Here is an 18122-nt window from a genome sequence, read left to right as displayed (position 1 = left end):
CCTGACTTCTACCCTTGGGGAAATTTCCCGCATAAGTTTATGACCAAAATTAGCCGTTGTCCGAACGGTCGTTTTTGGGATCCAGAGACCTTGAGCAGGAGTACGGCAAAATGTTGAAGATGTTTTGCTTTGTCGGTTTATGTCTCTACCTATCTGTCGCATCAAAATCATCAATGGCAATACCTGCCAACCAATGACCATCAATATCAATACCTCGGCTCAAAGTGTTAAGTTTTCCAATACTGAGATTGTAACGGTGCAACCTCAGACCGGACCTGAGTCCATTGAGAGTTTTTATGATGAGTACCTGGCTATTCCTGGCATTCTAGAACAGATTATTCTTGATACGGACTCCGATGCGTTTGTTTTGGCCTGTTGGGGAGATCCTGGTATCGAAGCAGCTCGTGAGATTACGGCAAAACCAGTTGTCGGCATTGCTGAGGCCAGTCTCTATGTTGCCAATATGTTGGCAGCCAAGTGGAGCGTAGTCACCACCCTGCATCGAGTCCGCGATATGGTCGAAAAAACAGTCGAGAAAACAGGACTGACTGCACGATGCGCCTCTGTTCGCACAACAAGACTATCTGTGCTGGATACAGAACAAGATCGGACAGCAACCCTGGATGTACTCACTGAGGCTGGAAACCTCGCTATCCGAGAGGATGGGGCCGAGGCTATCTGCCTTGGCTGTGCTGGCATGAGCGGTTTAGAACAACAATTGGAACAACGTCTGGGTGTGCCAGTGATTGACGCTGTCGCAGCAGCGGTCAAGATGGCAGAATCCCTGGTGAGCTTGGATAAAACAACTAGCAAACGGCTCACGTATCGTCTACCGGAACGTAAAGAAATTAAAGGATACGCGTCTCATTATCAGGCTGAGAACTTTTGTCGCTAGGATAGATATGAGCAGCTATGTTGTCAGCTTCATCTACCCTACCCATCAATTTTTTTTAAGCTTAATGCAACATTAGTCTGTACCAGTGTACTAAAGCGTCATCTTTGCTTTATCCTGTCCTGAGAATGTAGATACTGTAGAACTATACGGTCGCTAGAAATAGCTAACTATACGTGCCCTTGTTTTGGGTAGAGGTCTACCTCACCACCCTAAACAACTGACCGTCAAGTGTCCTAAACCCTTGGGACATTTGTTTAGCCCATTATGGGCGTCCCCTGTGTGTTTCTTAGGTGTGACCATGTTTAAGTCAACAACGCTTAGATCAATAACTCAATCAACAGCATTCAAATTAACCAGTATTGCGTTGCCTTTAGTGCTAGCCACCGCTGCACAAGCGGCTAGTGAAATGAGACTGGCCTTGGGCTTTTCCTCTACCCAAGCTACTGGCGAAACTGTTGGTTCCTATGGTCTAGCAAACATTGCCAGTCGTGACAGCAATGGTGAATTTTGCTTAGGCTATGCTGATCGCACTCCGGATCATGTTGTTACCCTGGAGCAAGACTTTAGCCAGCTCACTATTGCGGTGAATAGTGGTGGTGCAGATACCACATTACTGATTCAAGGCCCCAATGATGGGACTATCCGCTGCAATGACAATGCTAGTCGTCGAAGCCAAGATGCTGAGATTACAGACGTCTTTGCCAAAGGTACTTATCGGTTTTGGGTCGGTTCATTTGCTCAGGAAGGGCGTCATCGCTATAACCTAACAATTACTGAATAATACGAAATCCTGACTAATAGCACCTGATATCGAGGGGCACCCACAAGGGGATGCCCCTACAGGATTGTTCATTTTGAATCGGGATTGAGGAATTCGGATTTGGGATAATTGTGGGCAATGGAGAATGGACGATGGCCACTCTCTAAGCCTTGATGAATAAGGCTCGGTATACTGGTTTGCCCTGAGCCAGGGTGACTCGTTCGCGATCGGTTGGGGCGGCTAGGGGATTGTCTGCTAGCCAGGGACCAGTTGTGCCTGGTGGGGTAGGGTGAGATGGGTTCAACGAGCGATTGAACTGGGGATTGGCCGTAAAGACCTCCACCATATCCTCGGCAACCGTTTCCACATCAGATTGGAGCCAAACCCAGCTACCAGCCAGCATATACTCTGCTAAGTCGGCCACGAGCTGGGGTTGGACGACACGTCGTTTTTGGTGACGTGTTTTAAACCAGGGATCAGGAAACTGAATACTGACTCGCTGGGGAGGCTGGGACAGACTGGCCAATAGAGGCCGCAGAGAATTATTAGCATTGCAAAACAATGCATGCAGATTGCTCAAACCCAGCTCATGCCGCTGTCTGAGACATTGCTCTACTAGAGGTGCTCGAATCTCTAAGCCAAGAAAATTCCAATCTGGGCAGAGCTGGGCCATATCGCAGATGAAATAGCCTTTGGCACTCCCGATATCGATGTGTAACGGTTGTTCTGGGTGAGCAAACACATCGCCCCAATGGGGGGGTGTTACAGGGGTACTGTAGCGATTGTTTAGGGGATTGACGTGCTGGCGCACACGGGTCATGGTCGAAAAAGGCGATTATGGGACAAGCTTATCTACCCTATCAACTCCTATGGCTCTTTTGGCTCGTTTTGCGGTGGTTAGTGACCTCCATATTGCCTTACCCCATACTGTATGGGACTCACCGAGTCGATTTCACCTTGTCGAGGTGAGTATTCCAGCCTTTGAGCAGATTTTAGATCACCTGGAGCAAGTGGGGATTGATTTTTTGTTGCTGCCTGGGGATTTGGTCCAGCATGGTGAGCGGGAAAATCATCAATGGCTCGTACGTCGCTTAGAGCAGCTGCCTTTTCCGGTGTATGTAGTGCCGGGTAATCATGATGTGGTGCGATCTGGTGGATGCGATCTCACCATATCCCTAGATGAGTTTGTCCATCTATACCAAGCCTTTGGCTATACCGACCCAGGTCAGCCCTACTATCACCATAAACTTCTCGATGGCCTGCATCTGATCGGCCTCAACTCCAACGGCTTTGAAGCGAATGGAGACCCCTTTTACAGCGGCTGGCTCGACCCAGCACAGCTCAACTGGCTTGACCAACAACTAGACCAACTCGCCGACCAGCCCACCGACCAGCCCACCGACCAGTCCAGTGGACCGCTGACTCTGGTGATGCTCCATCACAATGCCCTAGAACACCTGCCCCGCCAATCTCGCAGTCGCATGGGACAGCGCTATATGGTCCAAAATGCTAGCGATCTTACCCAGCGGCTGCAAACAGCCGGGGTGCCCCTAATGCTCACCGGTCACCTGCATGTCCAGGATGTAGCCCAGGCCGATCAGCTCTACGAAGTCACTACCGGTTCTCTCGTCAGCTATCCCCATCCGTACCGCATTTGTGAGCTGACTAAAACAGGCAATGCCCATCGTCTAGACATCACCTCCCACCGCATCGAGGCCGTTCCCGACTGGCCCACTTTGCAAGCCACCTCCCATCAGTGGATGGCCGATCGATCCTTCCCCTTTATGATGAAGCTACTCACCAGTAAGCCCCTCCACCTGTCACCGACTGAAGCAGAGCAATACGCCCCCATCATGCGAAACTTTTGGGCCGCCATTGCCGCTGGCGATGGCCTGTTTGATTTTCCCGAACTGCCCCCCAAGCTACAGCGCTACTTTCAGAGCTTTAGCGCCATTGCCGCTGACGGACAGCCCAACTATGTTGATAACAATGCCACCCTATGGCTAAAGTCTGGGACCGCGTCACCGATCGCTTCATCCTCAAAATCAGCAACGGCATAAAATGAAACCCCGGCCTCATCGGGACCGGGGTAATTACCAAGTTAGTTGTAATTAGTTAATGCACCGGGCATCTCTTAAGCCACTTCTAATTTAGCAAGGGATTTGCCGAAAAAACATGGCCCACCCAATCTGAAAAAACCTCCAGGACGAATTTTCGACCGTAGAGGTTTTTTAAAGTCAGCTTTTGGTCATAATTGCTGAAATGCCCTTGACAGGCCCTCTGACATTACGGACATCTGGTTTTCATAAGCCCCCCTCCCTCTCGACGCATCCCGAGGCCTGCGGGCTAAGACACCTCGCCCTCGCTGTGGAAAACCTGGCCTATAATATCAACCACCTCAAAAATCATGATATGTCCGTTGAACCCCTACGATTAGACGAACTGACAGGCCAGTGATTCACGTTTTTCCAGGCCTCTGATGGATGGCCGCTAGAGCTTTATCAAGCCTAAGTGCTTAGACCCAGCCCTTTCAAGGTGGGCTAGCAATGAGCTTTATATTTGGACAAAACCATTATTACTCATGGATTAGGACCAAACTTTGCAATTTAGATAGCTAGTTCAAATGCACTAAAATCAGAGAAATTCAGGCAGTTTAAGACTATTTCAGAAAAAATATCCCAAACAAATCGGCTATTGCTATCAGGAATTTTTAATTTGTAGAGAATGCTTTTCTAGCTCGGAAAAGTTGAATCTACTTAAGAGAGGAGCTTTTGAGAATTATTAAAAGTATTCATTTCACCTTTACAGGGCTGGTGCTTAGACCCCATCGATGAAATCTAAGCGGATTTTTTTCTATTACTAATTAAGCTGATGAGGCCTTTATCGGTAGTTCGCCTGGGTTGCAACGCGGTAGTGTGACATGAAACTTAAAAATGTGTGATTTCACGCACGGTTATCGGTCCTTGGTGGAAGTAAAGTTAGGACATAGCAGAAAACACTATTCCTAAACCGCCTGACCTCAAGGGGCTTGGCAATTATTCTAGGCAGAGCCGCTTAAAGGCTAGGGCTTTAATTATGGCGAAGGGGCGATGAAGTTTAACTTCATCGCCCCTTCGCTGTTAGGGGGGCTAAACTACGTCCTAGTCAAGCCGTTGCTCAAGCCATTGGGTTAGGTACTGGATTTGAACCGACGCTTACGACGACGGGCAATCGCCTTGCGCTTGGCTTTTTCAATAGGAGTTTCAAAATAACGTTTCTTTTTGATATCTGAAAAGATATCGGCCCTCGACACTTGACGCTTAAAGCGCCGTAACGCTGACTCTATAGCTTCATTTTCACCAATAATGACCTGGGCCATCTAACCTAACACTCCTTGATTCATCACTAGATTTAAGCGTTTTAAAGAATCTGTTCATCAACGACGGGTAGGTGTTCTGTCCTCCCCTTAGCCAACTACCCTATACAAATTTCAAGATTGCATCATATCGAAAAAATTGTTCGAAGACGACGTTCCAAACAGCCTTGAATATTAATATATTTCAACTGCTGCGACAAATTTACATTGGTAAAGCAACCGAAATAATTGTGAGGGTAAATGCTCAAATATTGAGGCTTAGAGTTTGCCATAAAGATCTTTCCAGCCTCAAGCAGCATTGAAAATAGAAGAAGCGAGCAAGCGGATGCCGAAGGAGACACACTGCTTACTCGCTATGATGTTGAAGGCTTAAAAGAGACGTACAAAAAAGAGAATGCCTGGGCTTAAACCTGGCATTCATGAATCACTCTTCGTTAGCTGTCGATGATTCTGCTTGCGCGTCTACTTCGGCTTGTACTTCGGCCTGTATGGCTGCCGCTTGAGTCGCATACTCTTCGGCTTGTTCGGCATTATTTTGGGCCTGGTGAACCTGAGCCAACAGATTCAAGGATTCGAATTCGCCCACCCGGTCATTGATGGATTTGGCAATGTCTAACGCTTGTTCAAAGTGACTTTGGGCGGTGGGGTAGTCCTGCAGCTGTACGTTGGCAAAGCCTAAACCGGACTGACTCCATCGCTGAAATGCTGGCTGTTTACGGGTTTCGGATAGTGTGGATAGTTCGTCAAAGGATGCGATCGCATCTGTATACCGACCACTATCTAAATACGCTGACCCCAGCCATAGCAGCGATTGCAGTTCAGCCCCCACCGATTCGGACTCACGACTGAGGGTGAGACGACGTTGATAAAAATCAATCGCTGTATCCACGTCCTCCTGGTCATAATGAGCCAGAGCCAGCACATACAACGCCGTAAATTGGACATCGAGGACCCCAGCATCCTGGGCGACTTTCAACGCTTCATTCTCCAGCTCAATCGCCTTTTCTAGATTAGACAGACGATAGTAAGCCACCCCCTGGTTACTTAGGGCTAATGCCCTGCCTCGATCGCTTTCCAGCTCAGTCGCTACGGTCAAAGCATCTTGAGCCACGGCCAGGGCTGTCTCATATTCTTCTAGATCCAACAACGAAGAGCTAGCCACATTGAGAGAACTCAATAAGATGCGACCATTTTGTTCTGACTGAGCTAGTGGAATCGCTAATTGGGCCGCATTGAATGCCAGGGGATATTGACCAATGGCTGCATAGGTCGTTGCTAGCACATGCAACGCATCCAATTTGCCCGTATCAAACTCAATATTTTCAGCCAACTGAAGCGCGTTCTGACTGTAATTGATCGCATCAGGTAAATTGCCCTGAAGTTGAGCCGAACGACCGAGGACATTGAGTGCCACCACCGCAGACTCGGGATCATTCACAGTTTCTAACGCTGTGATCGCCTGCTGACTATAGTCTGTGGCTGTCTCATACTCCCCCTGATTAATAGTGATCACGCCCAACATGGTGAGCGCAAACGACTCCTGGGGCAGATTTTCATTGGTACGGGCTGCTGCAAGCGCCTGCTCTAGAGTGGTTCTAGCCTCAGGCAAATTAAGGCTTTCATACTGGCGTAGGCCGTCAAGAATCAGCTGATCCACCTCGTCTAAAGGCTGTTGGGATTCAGGGTTTGGCGTGGCACTATCCGGTGCCACACTGTCCGGTGCCACACTGTCTGACTTAGCATCATCATCAATGGCAGAGTCCTGGGTTTCTTCAGGCACAGCACTCTCATCAGCCTGGGCAATGAGGCTAGATGAGCTCGCCCAGACCGGCTGGGCCTGAGATATAAGTAATAGACCAACAGTCCCCAACGTCAGCAAGCGAAGAAGCATAATAATATAGAGGAAATATAGTAAAACGCCAGAATTTATCCACCCTAACAGCAAATGTATAAATTCGACCTCCTATACTAGGCCGAATTTTTGGGCGGCTTCTGCCCCTATCCCAACCACTGCAGTACCGTTTCCTTTAGCTGTCCTAAATCTCGATAAAACTCCTGCTTTACAAACTGACCGAGGGCATCAAATGGGGTAAAGGATGTGCCCGTCTGCCAGCGCACGTCTTGGGCAATAGGGGTGGTATGGGTTCCTTTGAGAATTTGGATGGCCGTCATCTGGGGAAACCGCTGATACAGTACATCGCTCAGGTCATAGGTTTGGTCGATGGTGTCTTTGCGAAATTTGATCAGCAGATTGCGACCTACGGTGTAGCGATCTCGAACTAAATCTAAGGTTTGACCAGGGCTGGGGGTAAACTCAATGTCAAAATTTGGGGCGAAATCAGGGGCGAACTGGACGAACTGTTCGAGTAGGGGAATAGACTTGCGGGCGGGATAGTTATTGAAGGAGATCAGGATATTACCGGCGCGGTCAATATTGTAGAGGCTGGCGATCAGCAGGTGGACTTTGCAGCCCATGCTATGACCCATGCCATAGATGGGTAGGTAGCGCTCACCGATGATCTGACGACGTAGGTAGATCATGGCCTGGTCGAAGGTGGTGAGGACTTCGGTTGCGATCTCACCATGGTCAAACGTATTAATAAATGGCGTCGCCACGATGATATAGCCCTGCTCACAAAGGTTTTCTAGCAGCCAACCATAGGTGACACTGGGAGCAGCCGCCACAAAGGCACCCCCCAGAAAATGAATAATCCCCACTGGATTTGGCGGTATTAACAGCCAGTTACCCGCCACCTCTCGCCAGTCCATAAACCAATCGCTCCCTACATCCTGAATTATCGTAGATGAATTTTGCTGGACTGGTGGTTGGGTCTTCTACCCTTGCCCAAGTGCCCCCACGAGGGATGGCCCTAATACTTGCGATGTTTACCCCCAGGGCACCCACGAGGGATGGCCCTACGTATTGCCTTCCCTATTTCCGTAATATTTCTAAAATCCGTTGCTCCACTTGGAGCTACTGTGTTACGCTTATTAATCGTTAAGGACGTATAGCTCAGTTGGTTAGAGCGCATCGTTGACATCGATGAGGTCCGCCGTTCGAGTCGGCGTACGTCCATTCCCTGATGTACAGTGACTAATTATTTGTCAGTGGTGACAGATTAGCGTCATCAGTGTCAGATTAATGTCGTTAGGACAAATTGGTGTCGCTTAACTGGTGGTGTCAGATTAAATGTCATTTAGCTGAGTAATCCACTCCCTAAGTATAGGTATACAGAAGCCCCCAACGTTCTGAAAATTAACGTTGGGGGCTTCTGTAAAATGTCAGAACTCCATTTGCACAGCATTATTAAAATGCCTCTATGAGACAAAGTTCTTATCCCCTATTGGGATGTCAACGATGCGCTCTCTTTCAACCCGCCATTTGATAACTCTCAGGATTGCATGCCTTCTTGATAAAAGACTTGACCACAATTATCTGGTTATCACTGCTGTATGGATGCAATACCTATGTCTTGACCTGTACCAGCCAGGATGGGTGATTGCGACGTAGTCATTGCGGTGTGGTGGTGGTTGATTGCTTCTTTCAACCCACCCTGGCCAGGATGGGTGATTGCGACGGCGCTCATTTACATTCCTTTGCCTGTGAGGGCTTTAGAACATATTTGCGCGAATCGAATGTAGCATCCTGGTTAGAAGTTTTATCTACATTACTGAGCTTGAGTGTCAAGCCTGAAAACTCCCTCTATCAAAGGAGTGCAGGCTTTGCTCGAATCCATTTGGGATATCGTCTGTCTCAGAAGCTCTGAAAGTAATAATGGAGGCGGGTTCCCCCTTGCTCGGGGGTGATTCGATAGCCACTACAGCGGTATATCCGCGCCCTTGTTGCTGGGAGCGCACCTACGCCATAATAGAGACATTGGACTACTCTATTTGACTTATATCTCTTCTGAAAAGCCAAGACTTCCCATCCGACAGCATCAGGGTGAGCAGCTATCAGGGCCAGAAAGTACGACTGCCTTCCGGCAGCCAAACTAGCCCTTATTTCACACGACTCAGAGGCAGAGCATGAATCGCGGCGCTATTGAGAATTCAATTTTCAAAGTACAAAAGTGTTAGACCAATTATAGGTCTTTTTTTAGTTCTGGCGTACTGTTTTTCTTGATTCATAGGCATTGATTGCAACGAATTTAGCTTTTGCCTGGGAAGTCCCTGATAGAGGTTGTTTAGACTTCTCTATAGCAAGGTTCTCCTGGTTAGCTTTGCTGGTAATTTGGTCCAGCAGTCTGCCATAGCTCCATTTGTGAATATTGCTTTTGTATTGTTTGGTGTAGCGCTTTTGGGCTTCTAAATATCCTGGAATTTTTTGTTCAGCTCTAGCATCGATTTCTACCTGTAAGATATCTCGAATGTTGTCTAGCGCTGGAATGGCAATGCTGCCCGCACCATATTGCTTAGCCGTATTGACCACGGCTTTTGCCAGCAATCGATCTATATGCTGCCCTAAGTTAGATGTCCCAAATTGATTCTCTTTTCCCTGACGTTGGGCTTTATGGCGTCGATGAGATTGCTTTTGTTGCTCTCGTCGTTGCTTGAGAAAGAGAGGGTAGTCTTTAGCCAGTAGCTGTCGAAGACTACGGTAGATTAGTATTTCCTGTGTGTCAGCTTTCCAGATAGCCAGGGTTAAGGGTGAATCCCAGCCTAAACTGAGCCCTGCGATGATTTGAGATTGCCCTTGATAGCGGGGCTGACTGGGACGATCAAAAGGACTTTCCAGTTTGTCTAACATTGAGTTAAGGCGTTTGGCATAAGCGGCCTGAGTCTTTGAGAGACTGTCTTTTGCATTGAGACGGGTCAGAATTTTAGCAGTATCAGCTGCTTTTTCCTGACGAACCTGATCTGTACCTTCTGCACTCCAGAGACGTTTATCAACGGTGCAGGAAAGGGTTAGATAGTGGTTGTCCCAAGGATGATCTTTGTCGTCTATCTTTTGCCAGGAAAGGCAAGCCGAACGGAGAGTAAATAGTGCGCTGGAATGCTGGTTTTTGCTGGCACGCTTAGTTTGTTGATCTTCTAGAAAACGCTTGAACCAGGAGAGTTGTCGCTGGTCACAGTAAATCTGGAAGGTATACTCTCTGAGACCATTGAAATGGACACAGAGACGACCTTTAGAATGCAAGGACCATGAGAGATCTTCATTGGTTTCAAACAGAATTGGGAAAGGAATGGTGTGTGGTTTGGCTAGAAGGCGATCCTGCCAGCGCTTATGCTCTTGGTTATCCTTTGGCACTGTAGAGGTTGCGGTCAAAAGCGTTGATAACCAGTCTTGCTCGGTTAAATCTCGCCCTTTGGGGACTCTTGCTTCAAGTTGTTCTTGAAGTCGTTGAACCTGTAATTCAGATTTGCGCCGCCGTTGAGAAAACTTCTGTGAATCTTCAGACTGTTTGGGAATTCTGCAACTGTTTTTGAGCAGATATGCGCTCGCACATTGAGTCAAAGGCTGTTTGGCTGATCGATATCGTTTAAACAGATGGCTTCTGGTGAGAGATTTCTGACTAGAGGTTTGAGTTTCCTTAGTGTGGCTGGTTTCAGTTTTTCGTTCGATATCTTTAAGAATTTGAACTGCCTTTTGTTTGATTTTTTCCAGCGATTGTCCACAGATTTCAACTAATTCATCATCACTCTTCAAGATAGTGAGCCAGTCTTGCTTACCAGAAAGCCTTTTCTGGAGTCGATTCTGAATTTTGAACCAGGATTTGAAGATGTAGTCCACTACCTTTTCGGCAGACATATAGAAACGGGAAGGTTGACCAGAAAATCGTGCTTCGGATTTAAGCTGCTTGCAGTGCTTGCGAACAATATCTACTGGATGCCTACCTTTCTGCCGCCATGCTTCAAAGTCAGGGTGATTTACAACTCCCTGAATCAACTCGTTGATTAGAGGCGTATTTTTCTCTGACGCCAGTTTCCAGAGATGTCGGCGGGTTGCCTCTGGTGCTACAAGACGACATTGGATCGTGACTTGAGACATCTTGGATTGCCTGGAATTTCTACAAGGAAACTAGCACATTTGTACTTCATTCAGGAAGCTCTATTTTTCTAGAAGCGGGCAGCGCGGGCTAATTGCATTGCCTGGTAAAGCTTTAAGGATGTTTTAGCTGATAGTGGACTGGGATCTGTAAAGGTCAGACAGGGATGGTCAGCCGCACTATATTTCCAGCCTGCTGCAGTGAAGCGCCCCCAGGTATATCGGGGTTCTTTACCTAAGGCTATGTCTGCCATATTGATAGTGGCTACCATGTGCCGACGTCCCTCATAGGTTTGCCAGAGGTGAGTGGCCTGCTCCCAGGTTATGCACTTACCGGGATTCATTTCTCGGTTTGCGCTAATAAAGCTGTAAATCAAGGTAGCTTCCCATTGAGAAAAGTCATGGGAAGCTGGCTTCCAGTTATCCCAGGCTCTGCCAGCGAACATAAGCATTGTGTGGGATGGTTCAGCTTTGTAGGTTTGGTTTGCGCGGTCTAACCTCAGACCCATAGTGCCAGAGGAAACAACGACCACCTTCTGGAGAGTGAGGCTCAGGTAGAACGCTTTTAGTTTCGTAGAAAAGTCAGCAGCACCGCCTTTTGCTTCAAAAAAGCACTGCTGCTGAGGCAACCAAAAATCTGGCAAGTACCAACCGGCTTCGCCTAAGTCATAGCCTTCTTTTTCGTACTCCCATGGAATTTCCAGGGCATCGAAGAAAACGGCCCATCGTGCTTCCAACCTTGAGCGAAATAGACAGCCTTGATAACGGGTTTCGATTGCTTTCAAAGGCGTAGGTCCACGATTTCCTCCACCTGGCTGAGTAATAGGACTCTGTGGGGAGCTATTCAATATGCTTGTGGGTCGGTAGTGGTCGAGGTTGGTCATAATTTGCTCTTCCACGAATTACTCAAGGCAGAAAGGTTAAAGCTGCGGCTAGACATCAATAAAACTCATATATGAGTAACATTAACACAGCTAAGCTCTAATGAGTGTTATTTCTACTGTGATTGGAGGTCTGGAATTATGATTGATTCCATGAGTAAACGAATTCAGGTTACGGTCCCCGATCGCTTGGCGGAAGAATTGGAAAAATGGGCGGATTATGATGGTCGGCCCGTTTCAAATTTGTGTGCTTACTTGCTAGAGCGAGCAGTTAGTGAGGCGAAACGGGAAGGTGAGGATTGGAGCACACAGCAGGATGGAGAGACTAAGGAGCATTCCAAGGGGCAATGACTCAGATGACGAGCTACAATCTCTCCAAAGTAGCCATTTCACCAAATGACATTCTGCACCGGTTACAACGTCCATCTTCCCAAAGTGCCGGAATCTTGAACCTTGCCTCACAGTTAGAGCACTTGGCAAGCAGCTTGAGATTGTGGAGATCGCACTTCCATCTTGACTTAAACTGCCACTCAATCCGATGACAGGGGCTTTCCTTGTAACACGCCCCACATAAACGAATCGGCTCACACTTCATGCCTTCACCTTGCGGCGGTAGCATCGTCCAAAAACGTTCTGAAGATATACCCAGCAGTTTTCCCAACGCTTCAAATTGCGCCTGAGTCGGGTAAGGATTCAAATGAAATCGTTCCCACCGGGCAACTACCGCTCCAATGCCCGCCAGCTGCCCAAGGCCACTTGCCGTTAGATGATTGCGACTCCTAACTCGTCCCAAGAAGTGACTGAGACTTTCACCCTCATAAGGCTCCACATTAAACAGCCAGGGTTGAATCCCCGAATCAACCATTACTTGTACTCCCTGGCCACCTCTTGGAGCACTGACTTTTCTATCTTCTTCATGCCCTGAGACAATGCACGAATTGCGGCTTCTCGAAGCACCTCATCCAACCGTCCAATATAGCCCTCAGTCGCTTCAAGAAGAATTTTCTGCATTGTCTTGCTAGTCAGATTAGAAGCCACCGGCAACTTCAAAACTGATTGCTCCCAAATCTTGACCGTTTTAACAAAATCTGTGCCTGAGAGCTTGCCAAAGCGATGACATGCCCGGAAACGGTTGTAGACTTGCTCATCTCGCTTAATGACTGCATCAAGGCGGTCTGTACCTACTAGGACCACTGATATTCCTAACTTGTCATAGAAGTCCCTCACATCAGCAAAAGTTTCCGGCTTCAGGCGGTCTGCTTCATCAATAATTAGCATCTCCACCTCACAACCTTTCAGCACCTCCATCGTCCTACCCCGGAAGTCTGAGACAGTTCCTTTAGTTGCCCGGTACTTTAGAAACTCAATGATTTCTTTGAAGAGTTCCTTCGAACCACACTTCTGTGGAGGCTGAATATAGACCACAGGTACGATTGGCTTTTTACCTGTTTCTTGTTGAGGCTTATTACGGTAAAAATATGCCTCGCAGGCAATAGATTTACCGGTTCTGGATTCTCCAACAACCCGACATGACTGCCTTGCCTTCCGTTTGCCGTCTAACCAGTCATGAAGCCGACTCACATGGTCGAGGGGCAGAATACTCTTTTTTCTAAGTCGAGCCGTCTCTGCCTTGAGCCAGGCTTCATCCTGTGCAGGTTCTCCTAATGTTTTGGCTAATGCCTGTGCCTGTATCATGCTTTACCAAGCTCCACGAAGATCATCAAAATCAATAGGTGAAAAGGTTTCCACGTCTAAATCCATTTCCACCTCAGGCTCATTTTCAATGGGTTCCACCTCAACATCTTTAGGGGCTTCAGGCTTTGATGATTGAGATTTAACCAGGACTTGCTCTTCTTTTTGCCGTTGTTTACGGCTTTTTTTAGCCACCAGGGCATCTTGCTCCAGTACTCCCTGATGAATTGATTCATTGGTAAGAGCTTTACCTGCTGTTCGCAGTCGTTTGCTACTGGCTTTCGCTTCTTCATATGAAAGCTTTTCAGCTTCTAAACCTTGTGCATAAGCACGGGTAAGAAAAATCTCTCGCGTCTCTTCTCTGCGGTAAACCAATATTGTTGTGATGTCATTGGGATCAAATCTCAAGGAGACTGTCTCACCTGCGTAAGCTGCCAGGTATTCACCGCGAAACATCAAATTCTCAAACTGAAGGTATCCGCCACGCTGAACCTTGCGACGGCTTGCTTTCATGAGGCAAACATCTAAATGACGTTCGTCAATAACGTCAGGCACATCAGGCAAACCCGCTTCCCAACGCTGAAAACGGGTTTGGTCACCCATACGGGCATCAATGCTCTGGTTGTAGCGATCGCAAATAAACCGCACAATCAAATGATCTAAATCCCTGAGCGTTAGTTTGGCATCCTTCTCCGTTTGCTTAGGGCGTTCCTGAACATTCGAGCCAGTGTATCCAGGCAGAGTGGAAAATAACTGATCGTTCAAAGTTCTGAAAGGACGTTCGACGATACCGCCTTCAGATGGTCGATTACGTAGATGACAGGTAAAACCTAAGTCTGTGCCAATTAGCTTGACATGGTTAGAGCGGAAGTCTTTCCCCCCGTCTGTGTAGAAATGCTCTGGCCTACCATAGGTGCCCCACTCACAGTTGAGTTTGTACTCTGGGCCATAGGTTTTAGGAAGAATGGCATGGCGCAGGGCCAGGGCTACTAATTGAGAGCTGGGGGCATCAAAACCAAGATTAATACCCATAATGCAGCGGGAATAGGTATCAATCACCGTTGTTAGCCAGGGACGATCAAGGATTTCTCCGTACTGATCCACTAGAAAAACATCAGCGAGAGTATGGTCACACTGCCACACATGATTGCTGTACTCAATTGAAAGATCCTGACCCGTTCGGGTTTTGACTGACAGGGTAGAGCCTTGCCAACCAGGGCTTCGAATACTTTTGGCCTTTTCCTTTCTTTCAATAATTGGCTGTAGTATACGCAAAACCGTTTTGTAGCTGGGTGGTTTGGAATCGCTAATTTCACGAGCTTTTGCCTGTACCCTTACAGCAACTTGCTTGGGCTTCATGCGCTTGCTGCCCTTATTGCCAGCTGTATAGGTCTTGATGATGAAATCTTGCCAGTATTCGGAAATACGATGTTTGCCGCGATCAGCTCTACCTGAAGCAGCCAGGGATGCTACTCCTTCAGTTTCCCAGCGCTTAACCAGACGCTGTACTGTACGAACAGAGCATCCCAGCTTTTCGGCAGCGTCGCGCAGTTTTTCGCCATAGGTGGTGCGATCGCATTGCTCAATCAACGTCTGAAGAACCTCAAGCTTGAGTTGAGCTTCTTCAGAAAGTTCAGTGACGATAATATGGGCACCTGATGTCGCAAGATCCTCGCTTATCTCTGACCCTTTTTGGGGTTGAGCATCTGGCGGAAAGTTATTTTCTGATCGTGCTGCATCAAACTGCATTATTTCACCTCTGGAAACTGAGTAACTAAGCGAATATTTGTGCGAAATATCCCATTGCGGGTTATCTGGTCAATCGAAATAAGTACGTTTGAATCATAGTTTATATGAACTATTTCCGCCAGATAATGTGTCACTTTTTTGAAAAATTCTTCAGATTCTAGAGGAAGTTAAGACGGTTTACAGCCTGCCGGAGCCTTTTTACCGAATTATATTTGCGTGGCTACCCTGGCGGATGCCCTGCTGCCGCCACCGGTATTTGCCTTTATCGAGATGCTCAAAGCAGCTGTGGTGGCAGCCCCATCTCTATTGTAGGAGTGACAAAAAATCTCCCTTGCAAACGCTTGGGAGACTGTAGTTGACAGGATACTTGGAAAGCTAGCTGTCAGAGAGCTGTTAGAGAAGGGGTTATCAACCGGCTTTATCGATTTAGTCCCCTCTATGCTAAGGCATTTCCCCCTTCTAGCCCTCCAGATATATTTATGACCCTCCATTTAAGGACTGACCGATATTTTTGGTCAATTCAAACAGTGCATCTATCTTGCGGTTCAGGTTGCGATTATCTTCCTCTAGTTTCTCTATCTTGGAGTAGAGACGTTGGGTAATCTCATCGCTGCTCCCAACCAGATTACGAGTATCGTGGCCAAAGCCCATTAAGGCTGGGCGCTCTACGTAGGTGACCCGGTGCAGAACTCGCCAGGTTTTGTTGGCTTTACCTGCCATTGTCTGACGCAGAGCCCGCGCTTCTTCGTCATTGCTGCGTAGCCATTCTGGATCGACAACATAGTTAAAGAAGTCGTAGAAGTTGTCATTGGAGCCTTCGAGATAGAAGCTCATAAACCGATAGCGATCTACTTTCTCCCCAGGCATGATGGGATAGTCGTTATAGTCGGTAATGCCAATACTTTCGACACCGCTGAGGTCAACATTTAGCTCAATGCCACGGCTATGACTCTGAGTTTTAGTGATGGTTTGAGTCAGATTGATATTGGCCAAGGCCGTTAACTCCACTTGTCCAGAACCAACACCAACTACGACGTCTGCCCCCAGGCTAGCGCTCAAGTCAAATGAGCCGCCTATGGTGTGTTCTGCGGTGTTGGCAAAGCTTTGTACCTCTGAGCGCAATCCACCGTCTGCATCCCACACATAGGTGTTGACAATGTTGTGTTTACCGGCTCGAATGGAAATGTTTTCCATTTTCTTTTGCCAATTGTCAAAGCTCTCTGAAGCATGGGCTTTTTTGTCTTCGTCGTCAATTCTATTCTGAATTTCTACCTGCTTTGCCTTAACTTCATCCTTATTTCCACCCTGGGCAGCCTTCATCTCCTCCTTTATTTTCTTAGCTTTTTCTTCTTCAGCGGCGTTGCGCTCGTCATCGGTCATATTTGTATCAAACTGGTCTTCCTCCCGTTGCACAGAAATACTCTCGGGGACATCACCACCGTCAATTTCTTGCTCTAGAGACTTCTCACTTTGAAGACCAAAGTAACGTACATCGAACTGTTCAAAATAGGATTCTCGGCGCTTATCTTCCCGCTCGATGGCCTGTTTCAAATCGTAGGCTTCTTTTAGGCGGTAGTAACTAGCTGGATAGAGAGAACCGAATTGTGACCGCATTTCAGGAACGTGACGGAAGAATCGATCGCTAGTGGCATAGCTCCCGGTCATGCCGTCTAAACTACCATTCATGGTGTAGGCCGGATTGATCAAAAACGTAATGGTATTGACATCGGGGGGAATTGCTTTAATGGGTTGGACTTGGTAGCCCACCATTCTGCCCGTACGGCTGAGCTTGGTGATGAAAATATCGGTCAGGCTAGAAACCACTAAGGCATAACCAACATTCTTGGGAATAAAGCGGGTACCCAGGTGGGAGAATTTAACCGTTTGTTCCGGAGAACCGCGTAACTCGAGGCTATCGCTCATCAAATTCGATGCACTTGAGGTAATGCTACTCTCCTCAATAAATTGATAGCTAAAGTCTAAGCTGCCTTTATACCCACCTCGGAACTTATCTGTTTTACGTAGTGCAAACTGCCCGCCATAGCCTTCAGTGTCACTCCCGATAAACCCTTCGAAACTTGCTCCTAAAACATCTTCCTGAGAGCGGTTCCAGCTAAATTCCATGTCTTCGGACACGTCTAGCTCAACGGAGGTGGCTCCGTTATAGTCGTTGTTTTCGGTGAGATTTTCGCTGGGGATGGGGGGAGCGCCTTCGATGTAGCCCAACAAGGTGGGGGCAAATTGACCGTTGCCGATCCATTGCAGTTGCAGTTGTTCTATTCGCTTCTCTGGCAAGAGTTCAATGCCATACAGGGTGGGACAGGCAAAGAACCGTCGCATCATGGCGGACTTACGCTGTGTGACTGGGTCAACGGTGATGGTGCTGTATTCGCTACTCACTAGCGCATCGTAGAAGCCGCTCACCAGGGTTCCATTGATGGTGCCTGGATGATTTCCCGTCAGGTCCGGAGTGGTCGTGCCATTGTTTTCAAGTTTGCTTAATGGCCAGCAAGCCACCAAATCCGTTTCCTGGCCAGTGAACTGCTGGTGCATTGTGGCGTTAATCTCATCAGCAGTCCGGACACGCTTCCAGATGCGCACGTTTGCCAGTCGCCCCGAAAACTTATAATCACCACCTAAGCCACTGCCTAGGCGTAGGTTGCCCGATCCCTGATAGGGCGTATCTGCTGTATTGGATCCGATCTCATGTCCGTTGAGATAGATAATACTCAGATCTTGCACCCGTCTCAAATGAGACAGTAGTACATATAGATTAACCAAAATAGCCCAATTTCTGAGAAAAC

Annotated in this window: 15 protein-coding genes and 1 tRNA gene; 5 read left to right on the top strand and 11 right to left on the bottom strand. The window is 47.7% G+C overall.

What is annotated here, in order from left to right:
• Window positions 1–139 precede the first annotated feature (139 nt).
• Both IXB50_RS02970 and IXB50_RS02965 read left to right on the top strand, forming a co-directional pair.
• Window positions 140–895, top strand: coding sequence for an aspartate/glutamate racemase family protein (locus IXB50_RS02970; protein ID WP_215607449.1), 756 nt, complete (start codon window positions 140–142; stop codon window positions 893–895).
• A 298-nt stretch (window positions 896–1193) separates the two neighbouring features.
• A complete protein-coding gene (locus IXB50_RS02965) occupies window positions 1194–1676 on the top strand; it encodes a hypothetical protein (protein WP_215607448.1) in 483 nt (160 codons plus the stop codon).
• Window positions 1677–1818: 142 nt separating this feature from the next.
• Here IXB50_RS02965 and trmB read toward each other — a convergent pair whose 3' ends face one another.
• Window positions 1819–2475, bottom strand: coding sequence for a tRNA (guanosine(46)-N7)-methyltransferase TrmB (gene trmB / locus IXB50_RS02960; RefSeq protein WP_215607447.1), 657 nt, complete (start codon window positions 2473–2475; stop codon window positions 1819–1821).
• Window positions 2476–2524: 49 nt separating this feature from the next.
• Here trmB and IXB50_RS02955 point away from each other — a divergent pair, with 49 nt between their 5' ends.
• The gene (locus IXB50_RS02955; RefSeq protein WP_215607446.1) at window positions 2525–3715 is read left to right on the top strand and encodes a metallophosphoesterase family protein; all 1191 of its coding nucleotides are present in this window, start codon (window positions 2525–2527) and stop codon (window positions 3713–3715) included.
• 1109 nt (window positions 3716–4824) lie between these two features.
• Here the strand turns inward: IXB50_RS02955 and rpsU are convergent.
• The 3 genes from rpsU to IXB50_RS02940 all read right to left on the bottom strand — a co-directional run bounded on the left by rpsU (window position 4825) and on the right by IXB50_RS02940 (window position 7779).
• Window positions 4825–5013, bottom strand: a complete 189-nt coding sequence (gene rpsU, locus IXB50_RS02950; RefSeq protein WP_215607445.1) for a 30S ribosomal protein S21 — start codon at window positions 5011–5013, stop codon at window positions 4825–4827.
• Window positions 5014–5434: 421 nt separating this feature from the next.
• Complete coding sequence (locus tag IXB50_RS02945; RefSeq protein ID WP_215607444.1) at window positions 5435–6901, bottom strand: tetratricopeptide repeat protein; 1467 nt, start codon at window positions 6899–6901, stop codon at window positions 5435–5437.
• Between the two features lie 107 nt (window positions 6902–7008).
• Window positions 7009–7779, bottom strand: coding sequence for a DUF1350 family protein (locus IXB50_RS02940; RefSeq protein ID WP_215607443.1), 771 nt, complete (start codon window positions 7777–7779; stop codon window positions 7009–7011).
• Between the two features lie 233 nt (window positions 7780–8012).
• On the opposite strand from IXB50_RS02940, the gene IXB50_RS02935 reads away from it, so the two are divergent.
• Window positions 8013–8086, top strand: a tRNA-Val gene (locus IXB50_RS02935).
• Window positions 8087–8453: 367 nt separating this feature from the next.
• On the opposite strand, the gene IXB50_RS02930 is transcribed toward IXB50_RS02935, so the two are convergent.
• The 3 genes from IXB50_RS02930 to IXB50_RS02920 all read right to left on the bottom strand — a co-directional run bounded on the left by IXB50_RS02930 (window position 8454) and on the right by IXB50_RS02920 (window position 11880).
• Complete coding sequence (locus IXB50_RS02930; RefSeq protein ID WP_215607442.1) at window positions 8454–8597, bottom strand: hypothetical protein; 144 nt, start codon at window positions 8595–8597, stop codon at window positions 8454–8456.
• 509 nt (window positions 8598–9106) lie between these two features.
• Window positions 9107–10999 carry a type V CRISPR-associated protein Cas12k gene (gene cas12k, locus IXB50_RS02925; RefSeq protein ID WP_215607441.1) on the bottom strand — a complete coding sequence of 631 codons (1893 nt, stop codon included), beginning with the start codon at window positions 10997–10999 and terminating at the stop codon, window positions 9107–9109.
• 68 nt (window positions 11000–11067) lie between these two features.
• The gene (locus tag IXB50_RS02920; RefSeq protein ID WP_215607440.1) at window positions 11068–11880 is read right to left on the bottom strand and encodes a PDDEXK family nuclease; all 813 of its coding nucleotides are present in this window, start codon (window positions 11878–11880) and stop codon (window positions 11068–11070) included.
• Between the two features lie 138 nt (window positions 11881–12018).
• On the opposite strand from IXB50_RS02920, the gene IXB50_RS02915 reads away from it, so the two are divergent.
• Window positions 12019–12228 (top strand): ribbon-helix-helix domain-containing protein, encoded by a 210-nt coding sequence (locus IXB50_RS02915; protein ID WP_216867578.1) that lies wholly within the window; start codon window positions 12019–12021, stop codon window positions 12226–12228.
• Window positions 12229–12241: 13 nt separating this feature from the next.
• Here IXB50_RS02915 and IXB50_RS02910 read toward each other — a convergent pair whose 3' ends face one another.
• From IXB50_RS02910 to IXB50_RS02895, 4 genes are all read right to left on the bottom strand, one after another.
• Window positions 12242–12742 carry a TniQ family protein gene (locus tag IXB50_RS02910; RefSeq protein ID WP_215607439.1) on the bottom strand — a complete coding sequence of 167 codons (501 nt, stop codon included), beginning with the start codon at window positions 12740–12742 and terminating at the stop codon, window positions 12242–12244.
• Window positions 12742–13572, bottom strand: coding sequence for a TniB family NTP-binding protein (locus IXB50_RS02905; RefSeq protein ID WP_215607438.1), 831 nt, complete (start codon window positions 13570–13572; stop codon window positions 12742–12744). The genes IXB50_RS02910 and IXB50_RS02905 overlap by 1 nt, the downstream gene beginning before the upstream one ends.
• 3 nt (window positions 13573–13575) lie before the next feature.
• A complete protein-coding gene (locus IXB50_RS02900) occupies window positions 13576–15318 on the bottom strand; it encodes a Mu transposase C-terminal domain-containing protein (protein WP_215607437.1) in 1743 nt (580 codons plus the stop codon).
• A gap of 477 nt (window positions 15319–15795) precedes the next feature.
• A partial coding sequence (locus IXB50_RS02895; RefSeq protein WP_215607436.1) for a LamG-like jellyroll fold domain-containing protein occupies window positions 15796–18122 on the bottom strand: 2327 nt, incomplete at its 5' end.

Source organism: Leptothoe spongobia TAU-MAC 1115, assembly GCF_018739885.1.
In the GTDB taxonomy this organism is placed as follows: domain Bacteria; phylum Cyanobacteriota; class Cyanobacteriia; order Phormidesmidales; family Phormidesmidaceae; genus Leptothoe; species Leptothoe spongobia.
Note: the sequence above shows the minus strand (reverse complement) of the source record. Positions and strands in the feature narration are given on the sequence as shown.